General features: G+C 37.7%; 1 protein-coding gene. It reads right to left on the bottom strand.

Annotated features, from left to right (window positions below; translation table 11 throughout):
* Window positions 1-46: 46 nt before the first annotated feature.
* Window positions 47-236: chorismate-binding protein (locus KVT27_RS26150; protein WP_217582330.1), on the bottom strand; the 190-nt coding region annotated here is incomplete at its 5' end.

Raw genomic sequence — 236 nt, 5'->3', positions numbered from 1 at the left:
TGAAATAGATTGTAAGTAAAAGAATCTTAATTATCTATTATTGAAATCATTTTTTCACCTCCAGTAGTGCTCGAGCTTTTTTTAGTGTTTCTTCATATTCAGATAATGGGACCGAATCGTGAACATTACCTGCTCCTGCCTGTACATGAGCTTTCTCATCTTTAATGATCATGGAACGAATAGCAAGGGCTAAATCCATATCGCCTGTCGTCGAAATATATCCAACAGCGCCCGCA

Source organism: Lysinibacillus sp. GbtcB16, assembly GCF_019091145.1.
GTDB lineage: Bacteria > Bacillota > Bacilli > Bacillales_A > Planococcaceae > Lysinibacillus > Lysinibacillus fusiformis.
The sequence above is the reverse complement of the archived record's forward strand: the minus strand, read 5'-3'. Positions and strand labels throughout refer to the sequence as shown.